Source organism: Phyllobacterium sp. P5_D12, assembly GCF_054049495.1.
On sequence record NZ_JBFUMG010000340.1, the window covers coordinates 1 to 4,960 of the forward strand.

The window sequence follows — 4,960 nt, forward strand, 5'->3', positions numbered from 1 at the left end:
TTGCGGGTCTGCAGATGATCCCGGGTGACATTTATGAAGCAGCGCGCATCGATGGCGTTCATCCCGTCAAGCAGTTCTTTCGGATCACATTGCCGCTAGTAAAGCCAGCGCTGATGGTGGCGATCATTTTCCGGCTGCTTGATGCAATGCGAATCTTCGATCTGATCTATGTGCTGACACCAAACAGTGCCCAGACCAAGACCATGTCGGTTCTGGCGCGCGAGAATCTGATCGACTTCGATAAGTTCGCCTACGGCTCGGCGCAGTCGACGCTGTTGTTTCTGGTTACAGCGCTCATGACCATGCTGGCGATCTGGATCGGCCGTGTAAAGCTGGACGGAGGAGAGCRCTGATGCCCATGTCCATCATCAAAAACACAGCGTTCTATGCGCTTGTCGCTGTGATCGTTGTATGCGCGGTTTTCCCGTTTTACTACGCGATCATTACGAGTTTTAGGACCGGCAGTGCGATTTTCACGATCGAATATTGGCCGACTTCGTTCTCCGTAGCGAATTATGTGAACGTTATCGCTTCGGGAAGTTTTTCCCGCAACCTGTTGAATTCCATCATTGTATCGGCATGCGTCGTGACCCTGTCCCTGCTGATGGCGGTTACGGCCGCCTTTGCCTTGTCCAGAGTCCGGTTTCGCGGGCGGTCGTTGTTGCTTTTGACGATTCTGTCAGTTTCCATGTTCCCGCAGATAGCCGTCCTGGCCGGGCTCTTCGAAGTTATCCGGCTTCTGGGTCTCTATAACACACTCGGCGGCTTGGTTTTTTCCTACATGATCTTCACGTTGCCATTTACGGTATGGGTACTCACGACGTTCATGCGTGATCTGCCCGTCGAGATTGAAGAGGCCGCGATCGTCGATGGCGCCACGCCCTGGGTGATCATAACAAGGGTGTTCCTGCCCCTCATGTGGCCTGCGCTGGTAACGACCGGATTGCTTGCCTTCATCGCGGCCTGGAACGAGTTCCTTTTCGCGTTGACCTTCACGTCTTCGACGGAAACCCGTACCGTGCCGGTCACCATCGCCCTCTTTACCGGCTCAAGCGCGCACGAGGTACCGTGGGGGATCGTCATGGCAGCCTCCGTGATCGTCACGGTGCCGTTGGTCGTCCTCGTCCTCATCTTTCAACGCAAGATTATTTCCGGCCTTACAGCCGGCGGTGTCAAAGGCTAAGGTGCTTCAAATGACTACTATTCGTATGCAAGATCTCCGAAAATCCTTTGGCAAATATGATGTCATCAAGGGTGTGGACCTCGCAATCGAGCCCGGCGAGTTCATGGTTTTCGTTGGCCCGTCGGGTTGCGGAAAATCGACGCTGCTGCGACTTATTGCGGGGCTTGAAGATATCACCTCCGGGACGCTCGCGTTCGATGAGAAGATCGTCAACAGTCTGACGCCGTCCCAGCGCGGTATCGCCATGGTGTTTCAATCCTATGCGCTGTATCCGCATATGACCGTCTATCACAACATGGCATTCGGCCTGAAGTTGGCCAAGGGCAGCGCGGACGATGTCAAGCGGCGGGTGCACAAGGCAGCGGAAATGCTGCAGATTGCGGATTACCTCGACCGGCTTCCCAAGCAGCTTTCCGGCGGCCAGCGCCAGCGGGTCGCCATCGGCCGGGCAATTGTTCGCGATCCGAAGGTCTTTCTCTTCGATGAACCGCTGTCCAACCTCGATGCCGCGCTACGTGTCGCCACCCGTCTTGAAATAGCCAAGCTCCACGCCAAGATGCATGAGACGACGATGATCTATGTAACCCATGATCAGGTGGAGGCCATGACGCTGGCAGACCGGATTTGTGTTCTGCGGGATGGCAATGTCGAGCAAGTTGGCACGCCATTGGAGCTTTATGAAAAGCCGCARTCGATTTTTGTTGCCGGCTTCATAGGCTCACCCAAGATGAATTTCCTCACCGAGGAATTTGCGGATGCCTACAAGACCGACATTTTGGGGGTGCGACCGGAACATCTGGAAATCAAGGAGGACGGTCTCTGGAAAGGCAAGCTTCTTTTGGCGGAAAACCTTGGATCCGAGAGCTTCCTTTATATCGATATCGGCGCCAAGGAGCCCTTGGTGGTACGGCAGGACGGCTCGGCACACCAACAGCCGGGGGAACTGCTTTGCGTTGCGCCCGTTAACAACAACATCCACCGTTTCGACCAATCAGGCCGCCCGGCGGCAAATTGATAAAACCTCCACACCAAAGATAAGGAAAGACCAATGGCAATTCGCACGCTTATCTGGGGCGAGAACGTCCATGAGCAGATCAATAAAACAGTTGCCGAGATCTATCCGGAAGGCATGCACAACCAGATCGCCAAGCTTTTGAAGAGCGATACCAACCTCAGCGTCAAAACCACGACCCTGCAGGAGCCGGAGCATGGCCTGACCGACAAGGTGCTGGAAGAGACCGACGTCCTTGTCTGGTGGGGGCACCGCGCTCATGGCGACGTTGCCGACGAGGTAGTCGTGCGTGTGGCCCAGCGGGTCTGGGAAGGGATGGGACTGATCGTTCTGCATTCGGGGCATTTTTCGAAGATTTTCAAGAGATTGATGGGTTCACCCTGCGCTTTGAACTGGCGCGAGGCGGGCGAACGGGAACGTCTCTGGGTCGTTAACCCCGGACATCCTATCGCCAGAGGATTGCCGGCATTTTTCGAGCTGGAAAACGAAGAAATGTACGGCGAACCATTCTCTGTGCCGGAACCATTGGAAACAATATTCGTATCGTGGTTCCAGGGCGGCGAAGTCTTTCGCTCGGGGCTTACCTATCGCAAAGGCGCAGGCAATGTTTTCTACTTCCGCCCGGGACATGAAACCTATCCGACGTATCATGACGAAACTGTCGGACTCGTGCTGCGCAATGCGGTGAACTGGGCGTATAATCCGCTGCGTTTTCCGGATATTACACAGGCGCCGAATGTGCCGGTCGAGAAAGCTTTGGAACCCATCACGGCACGCGGCGGCAGTTTGCACGAGTCTGGTGAGGAAGGCTTTCGTTGATGCGTCTATTAATCCTGGGGACTGGCCACATGGCGAGCGCCCACGCCAGAAACTTTATCGACATTGAAGGTGTCTCGTTTGCCGGGGCGGTTGACGTCGACAAGGGCAGGGCGGAAGCGTTCCGTGACAAATACTCATTCGAACGGGCGTTCACGTCACTTGAGGATGCGCTTGCCTGGGGAGAGTTCGATGCCGTCGCCAACGTAACCCCTGACAGCGCGCATCATTCCACGACAATGCATTGTCTTGCCGCCGGCAAGCATGTCTTTTGCGAAAAGCCTCTGGCAACGAACTATCACGATGCCATGGAAATGGCCCAGACCGCCGAAAACGCCAATCTGGTCGGCATGGTCAACCTGACCTATCGCAATGTAGCACAGTTGCAGACTGCCCGCCGACTGGTGACAGGCGGTCAGATCGGCAAGATCAGGCATGTCGAGGCGTCGTACCTCCAAAGCTGGCTCGTATCAAAAGTCTGGGGCGATTGGCGCACGGAAAGCCAGTGGCTGTGGCGCTTGTCGAAACAACATGGGTCCAACGGCACCCTCGGCGATGTGGGTGTCCACATTCTGGATTTTGTCGTCTACGCGACCGATACGGAAATCGACGAGGTTTTCTGCCGCCTCAAAGCCTTCGATAAGGCGGATGGCAATCGGATCGGCGAATATCAACTCGATGCCAATGACAGTTTTACCATGACCGTGAGCTTCACCAATGGTGCCTTGGGCGTGGTACATTCAAGTCGTTGGGCCACTGGACACGTCAATGAATTGCGTTTGCGTGTCTATGGCGACAAGGGTTCATTTGAAATCCAGCACCGGCATGACGGATCCAAGCTCTTTGTTTGCCTTGGCGACGATATCGAGACGGCGACCTGGAAGGAAATCGATGTCGAGCCGGTACCAACCAATTACCAACGCTTTGTCGAAGCCGTGGGGCAGGGCCGGACGCTCGAACCATCATTCCGTCACGCGGCCAAATTGCAGAAGGCAATCGACCTTGCCACCGTCACCGAAGTCGACCGCAAGGAACACCGTCTCGAAGGATCAGCGTAGCATCATCACGCTGCATGCCGATCCCGCCTTGATCGCGGGCGCATACGGTTCACGCACAATCAGGCCGTTGGAGTCCGCCAGGAACTTCAGCATCGACGAATCCTGCATAATGAAGGGCGTCGCGATCAGTTGTCCGCTATCGTCTTTGGAGATGCGCGCGCGAACATAATCCTGACGCTGGTCATTGGTGCCCATGTCGGTGCCAAGAACCGCCGAACGAAGATCAGGCGCATGGGGCAAGTCGAGCATGGCGTGGATCAGCGRGATCAGAAATATATGCGCGCAAATCAGGCTGGAGACTGGATTGCCGGGCAGGCCGAGGATTTTCATGTCCTGCAGGCGGCCAAACATCAACGGCTTGCCTGGGCGCAGCGCAATTTTCCAGAAATCGAGTTCCATGCCCTTGGCAGCGAGCGCAGGCTGAACGAGGTCATGGTCTCCGACCGAAGCACCGCCAAGCGTGACCAGAATATCTGCCTTGGCTTCTACAGCCTGATCGAGCGCATCGCTCAAGGCCTCGAGCCGGTCCTCGGCAATACCAAGATCGATCGGGACTCCGCCTGCCTGGCGCACGATCTCGGCCAGTCCATAACTGTTGGAGGCAATGATCTGATCCGGCCGATAATTGTCGCCTGGGGTAACCAATTCGTCGCCGGTCGCGAGAATAGCCACGCGAGGCAGCCGAACCATTTCAAGCGTCGGGTGATTGGCTGCGGCGGCGAGGGCAAGCGCGGCTGAATCAAGAACGCGTCCCGCCACAAGCAGCAGATCGCCTTCATCGAAGTCCAGACCCGCTTTACGGATATTCCTGCCGAATGCGACGGTTTCTGTGATCTCGACCTGACGATCTCCCGGAACCGTGTTTTCCTGAATCACGACACTGTCCGCACC

6 protein-coding genes are annotated in these 4,960 nt (G+C 56.0%); 5 read left to right on the forward strand and 1 reads right to left on the reverse strand.

The features are described from left to right. The 5 genes from ACXJ5O_RS18815 to ACXJ5O_RS18835 form a co-directional block, all read left to right on the forward strand. The coding region (locus ACXJ5O_RS18815; RefSeq protein ID WP_457301228.1) for a carbohydrate ABC transporter permease at positions 1–353 on the forward strand (353 nt) is incomplete at its 5' end. Further along, complete coding sequence (locus ACXJ5O_RS18820) at positions 353–1,183, forward strand: carbohydrate ABC transporter permease (protein WP_457301229.1); 831 nt, start codon at positions 353–355, stop codon at positions 1,181–1,183. The genes ACXJ5O_RS18815 and ACXJ5O_RS18820, both read left to right, overlap by 1 nt. A 10-nt stretch (positions 1,184–1,193) precedes the next feature. After that, complete coding sequence (locus ACXJ5O_RS18825; RefSeq protein ID WP_457301230.1) at positions 1,194–2,198, forward strand: ABC transporter ATP-binding protein; 1,005 nt, start codon at positions 1,194–1,196, stop codon at positions 2,196–2,198. A 33-nt stretch (positions 2,199–2,231) separates the two neighbouring features. Then, positions 2,232–3,014, forward strand: a complete 783-nt coding sequence (locus tag ACXJ5O_RS18830; RefSeq protein ID WP_457301231.1) for a ThuA domain-containing protein — start codon at positions 2,232–2,234, stop codon at positions 3,012–3,014. Next, positions 3,014–4,069 carry a Gfo/Idh/MocA family protein gene (locus ACXJ5O_RS18835; protein WP_457301232.1) on the forward strand — a complete coding sequence of 352 codons (1,056 nt, stop codon included), beginning with the start codon at positions 3,014–3,016 and terminating at the stop codon, positions 4,067–4,069. The genes ACXJ5O_RS18830 and ACXJ5O_RS18835 overlap by 1 nt, the downstream gene beginning before the upstream one ends. Here the strand turns inward: ACXJ5O_RS18835 and ACXJ5O_RS18840 are convergent. Continuing rightward, the coding region (locus ACXJ5O_RS18840) for a molybdopterin molybdotransferase MoeA (RefSeq protein WP_457301233.1) at positions 4,061–4,960 on the reverse strand (900 nt) is incomplete at its 5' end. The two genes, ACXJ5O_RS18835 and ACXJ5O_RS18840, sit on opposite strands and share 9 nt — an antisense overlap.